This is a genomic window from Thermodesulfobacteriota bacterium (assembly GCA_036482575.1).
Classification (GTDB): Bacteria; Desulfobacterota; GWC2-55-46; order GWC2-55-46; family JAUVFY01; genus JAZGJJ01.
This window is the reverse complement of record JAZGJJ010000129.1, coordinates 1-4,710: the sequence shown is the minus strand read 5'-3', so window position 1 is coordinate 4,710 and position 4,710 is coordinate 1. Positions and strand designations below refer to the sequence as shown.

6 protein-coding genes are annotated in these 4,710 nt (G+C 60.5%); all 6 read right to left on the bottom strand.

All coding sequences use genetic code 11. The features are described from left to right. A partial coding sequence (trpA, locus tag V3W31_05765) for a tryptophan synthase subunit alpha (GenBank protein MEE9614448.1) occupies positions 1-496 on the bottom strand: 496 nt, incomplete at its 3' end. Then, positions 493-1,677 (bottom strand): tryptophan synthase subunit beta, encoded by a 1,185-nt coding sequence (gene trpB / locus V3W31_05760; protein MEE9614447.1) that lies wholly within the window; start codon positions 1,675-1,677, stop codon positions 493-495. The genes trpA and trpB, both read right to left, overlap by 4 nt. 11 nt (positions 1,678-1,688) lie before the next feature. After that, entirely contained in the window at positions 1,689-2,300 is a 612-nt protein-coding gene (locus V3W31_05755) for a phosphoribosylanthranilate isomerase (GenBank protein ID MEE9614446.1), read from the bottom strand. Then, the gene (trpC, locus tag V3W31_05750) at positions 2,293-3,081 is read right to left on the bottom strand and encodes an indole-3-glycerol phosphate synthase TrpC (protein MEE9614445.1); all 789 of its coding nucleotides are present in this window, start codon (positions 3,079-3,081) and stop codon (positions 2,293-2,295) included. Before trpC ends, V3W31_05755 begins: the two co-directional genes overlap by 8 nt. Continuing rightward, the gene (trpD, locus tag V3W31_05745; protein MEE9614444.1) at positions 3,078-4,088 is read right to left on the bottom strand and encodes an anthranilate phosphoribosyltransferase; all 1,011 of its coding nucleotides are present in this window, start codon (positions 4,086-4,088) and stop codon (positions 3,078-3,080) included. Before trpD ends, trpC begins: the two co-directional genes overlap by 4 nt. A 20-nt stretch (positions 4,089-4,108) precedes the next feature. Then, entirely contained in the window at positions 4,109-4,678 is a 570-nt protein-coding gene (locus V3W31_05740) for an aminodeoxychorismate/anthranilate synthase component II (protein ID MEE9614443.1), read from the bottom strand. Between the last annotated feature and the right edge of the window lie 32 nt (positions 4,679-4,710).

The following is a 4,710-nucleotide window of genomic DNA, read 5'->3' as shown; positions in this document are numbered from 1 at the left end:
TCCTCCCGGCGTCGCTCGTGGGGGTAAGGAGGTATATGAGGTCGATACCGACCTTATCGAGCTCGGTTTTGAGCTCCCCGGCCTCCTCCGGCGGAAGGTCCACGACGAGCACTCCGTCTACGCCGGCCCTCCTGGCCTCTCTGGCGAAGCGCCTCGGCCCGAAGGCGAATATGGGGTTATAGTAGCCGAAGAGGACTATCGGTATCTCGCTCCTCTTCCTTACGTCCCTTACGAGGTCGAGGACCGAGCCGAGCGTGGTACCGCGCTTTATCGCCCTCTCGGAAGAGGCCTGTATGGTGGGGCCGTCGGCCATGGGGTCGGAGAACGGGATGCCGAGCTCTATTATATCCGCGCCGCCGCGCTCTATCTCGACGAGTATCTTCTTCGTCGTGCGGAGGTCCGGGTCCCCGGCCGTTATGAAGACGACTAATGCCTTCTCGCCGCGGCTCTTGAGTTCCTGAAAGACCCTTTTAAGCCTGTGTTCGCCTTTTTTCATAGCTCGTGCCCCAGCGCCTTCGACGCGGTATCGAGGTCCTTGTCTCCCCTGCCCGAAAGGTTTACTATTACTATGGCGCCGCGCCTTAGCTTCCCTGCCGCCTTCATACCGTAGGCGACGGCGTGCGAACTCTCAAGTGCCGGTATTATTCCCTCAATGCGGGAAAGCAGTTCGAAGGCCTTTAAGGCCTCGCCGTCGGTAACGGTCGTATAGTCGACCCTGCCGGAGTCATGGAGGAACGAGTGCTCCGGACCGACGCCCGGGTAGTCGAGCCCCGCGGAGACCGAATGGGTATGCTTTATCTGGCCGAAGCGGTCCTGCAGCAGGTAGCTCTTGCTCCCGTGGAGCACGCCGACCTTGCCGCCGCAGATGCTGGCGGCGTGCCTGCCCGTCCGAAGCCCGAGCCCGCCTGCCTCGACCCCCGCCATCTTTACCTTCTTATCGCTTAAGAAAGGATGGAAGAGGCCCATGGCGTTGCTGCCCCCGCCGACGCACGCAACGAGGAGGTCCGGCAGCCTGCCCTCTCTCTTCAATATCTCGCGCCTTGTCTCCTTCCCGATAACGGACTGAAAGTCCCTCACCATGACCGGGTAGGGGTGCGGCCCTGCCACGCTCCCGATTATATAAAAGGTGTTGTAGACGTTCGTGACCCAGTCGCGGAGCGCCTCGTTCATGGCGTCCTTCAGGGTGCGGCTCCCCGAGGAGACCGGGTTGACCTTAGCGCCGAGGAGCTTCATCCTGAAGACGTTCGGTTTCTGGCGCTCGATATCCTCTTCTCCCATGTATATCTCGCATGGGAGCCCGAACATGGCGGCCACGGTGGCCGTTGCCACGCCGTGCTGGCCCGCCCCGGTCTCGGCTATGATGCGCTTCTTGCCCATCCTCCTCGCCAGCAGCACCTGCCCGATGGTGTTGTTTATCTTGTGCGCGCCGGTGTGGCACAGGTCCTCCCGCTTAAGGTATATCCTGGCGCCCCCGGCCTTCTCGGTCAGCCTCTCGGCAAAGTAGAGGGCGGTGGGCCTTCCGGCGTACTCCTTAAGATAGCGGTCGAACTCGGCCTTAAAAGCCTTATCGTTCTTGAACTTCGAGTAGGCCTTTTCGAGCTCGATCACGGCGGGCATAAGGGTCTCGGAGATATACCTCCCCCCGTACTCGCCGAAGTGTCCTCTGCTGTCGGGCATCTTTTTCACTCTCACGCCTTCTTCACCTCTTCTATGAACTTCGAAACTTTGTCGCGGTCCTTCCTACCCGGCCCCTTCTCCACCCCGGAGCCGACGTCCACCGCGTAGGGCCGTACGTGCCTTATCGCATCCGCCACGTTATCCGGGGTAAGCCCTCCCGAGAGTATGACCCTCCCGAACTTCTTCGCCTCGACCGCCGCGTCCCAGTCGAAGGTCTCCCCGGTGCCTCCCTGTACCCCGTCTTTAAAGGTATCGAGCAGATATGCCGAAGCGCGGTAGGCCTTGGCGGCCTCCACGTCCTTACCCTCTTTTATACGGAAGGCCTTTATGACCCTTCCGCCGAGCGAGCCGCATAACTCCGGCGTCTCCTCGCCGTGGAGCTGAACCACGTCCAGCCCCACCTCCCCCCTTACCCGCCTTATCTCGCCTGGGGCCTCGTTTACGAAGACCCCGACTGTCGTTACGAAGGGCGGGAGGTCGCCGACTATCCGAGCGGCAACGGCCGGCTCGACATATCTCGGACTCCCCTTCCAGAAGATGAAGCCCAGGGCATCGGCGCCGCAGTCGGCGGCGTGGAGCGCGTCATCCGGGTCGGTTATGCCGCATATCTTGACCTTAGGCAATTCCGGCAAGCTCCCGCAGTTTTCCCCCGACGTCCTGTTCCCTCAAGAGCGCCTCTCCCACGAGGAACGCCCCGGCCCCGGCCTCGGTCAATACGCGTATGTCCTCGGCCGAATTTATGCCGCTCTCGCTTATCACCACCCTGTCCTTCGGGACAAACCGGGCGAGCCTTTTGGTGGTCTCGATGTCGGTCTTAAAACTCTGGAGGTCGCGGTTGTTTATGCCTATGAGCCTCGCGCCGGACCCGACGGCACGGTAGAGCTCGTCCTCGGCGTGGACCTCCACTATGGCGGACATGCCCATTAAGTGGGTCAACGTGAGGAGTTCCTTCAACCGGTCCTCCTCGAGGATGGCTGCTATAAGGAGTATGCAGTCCGCGCCAATGGCCTTGGATTCCATGACCTGATAGTCGTCGAAGATAAAGTCCTTCCTCAGGACCGGCACTTTTACCGCTTCCTTTACCCGTATGAGGTCCGCGATGCTCCCCATGAAGTATTTTCCCTCGGTCAAGACCGATATGGCGGCGGCCCCGCTCTGCTCGTAGGCCCTGGCTATCGCAACAGGGTCGAACTCCTCCCTTATGACCCCCTTGGACGGCGAGGCCTTCTTGACCTCGGCGATCACCCTCACCCCCTCGCCCTTCATGGCCGCGTAAAAGTCCCTCACCGGCTGCGGGCTCTCGACCTTCTGCTTCAACTCCTCGGGCAGCGACTCGACGCCGTGTCCGCTTATCAGGGAAGATAGCTCGGCCCTCTTATCCCTTAGTATCTCGTCGAGTATCATCTGTTGGTTACCTCTTTGAGGCCTTCGAGCTTCTTTAACGCCTCGCCCGAGTCCACCGAGCCGTGCGCGATTGCTATCCCCTCTTCGAGAGAGCTCGCCTTACCTGCCGCAACTATGGCCGGGGCGGCATTTATAAGGACCACGTCCCTCTGCGGACCTTTCTTGCCCTTGAGTATATCGAGTATGATGGCCGCGTTCTCCTCCGGATCTCCTCCCTTGAGCTCGTCGGGGGAGCATCTCTCGACTCCGAACTCCTCCGGACTTACGTGGTAGGTCTCGACCATGCCGTCCTTTAGCTCGCTTACCCTGGTCTCTCCGGTTAGCGTTATCTCGTCGAGGCCGTCCTCGCCGCGTACGACGAAGGCATGGGTGGAGCCGAGGTTGGCGAGCACCTTGGCCAGCATGTCGGTGAGCATCGGGTCGTAGACGCCGAGCACCTGACACTTCGCGCCCGCCGGGTTGGTGAGAGGGCCGAGGATGTTAAATATGGTCCTTATGCCGATCTCCCGCCTTACCGGTGCTGCGTGCTTCATCGCGGGGTGGAGCATAGGGGCGAAGAGAAAGCCTATACCGACTTCCCGGAGGCACTCCTCCACCCGTGTCACCTCGACCTCTATATTGACCCCCAGGGCCCTCAGGACGTCGGCCGAGCCGCTCTTGGACGAGACCGAGCGGTTGCCGTGCTTGGCGACGGTTACGGCGCAGCCTGCCACAACAAACGCCGCGCAGGTCGAGATGTTGAACGTCATGGACTCGTCCCCGCCCGTGCCGCAGGTGTCCACGACCTCTCCCGGCGGGACTGCCACCGGCGCCGACTTCTCCCGCATCACCTTTGCGGCCCCTGTTATCTCCTCGCAGGTCTCGCCCTTCATCCTCAAGGCGGTTATGAAGGACGCAATCTGCGCGGGGCTCGCCTCGCCGCCCATTATCTCGTTCATCACGCGCATCATCTCGTCCTCGGTGAGGTCCGCGCCCTTGACGACCTTTGAAATGGCTTCTTTTATCATGACATCCTCCAGACCTTCTATTATACCGTTAAGTCGAGGAAGTTTCTCAATATATTTTTTCCCTCGCCGGTGAGTATCGACTCGGGGTGGAACTGGACCCCCTCTAACGTATGCTCTTTGTGCCGTATGCCCATCACCTCATCGGTATCGGTCCAAGCGCTTATCTCGAAGCAGTCCGGGATCGTGTCCTTCTTTAAGATGAGCGAATGGTAGCGGTTGGCCTCGAAGGGATTTTCGATGCCGCTAAATATGGTCTTGCCGTCGTGGTGGACCATTGAGGTCTTCCCGTGCATCAGGCGGTCGGCCCTTACGACCTCCGCGCCGAACGCGTAGCCGAGCGCCTGATGGCCGAGACACACACCGAGAAGCGGCAGCTTCCCGGCGAAATGCCTTATCACCTCTACCGATATACCCGCCTTTGTCGGGTCGCACGGGCCCGGGGAGATGACTATCCTCTCCGGGGCGAGGGGTTCTATCTCGTCCACCGTTATGGCGTCGTTCCTGTGGACCACGACCTCCGAGCCGAGCTCCATGAAGTACTGGACCAGGTTGTAGGTGAAGGAGTCGTAGTTGTCTATCATAAGGAGCATCGTTATAAAAGCCCTCCCCTTGCCATCTCGAC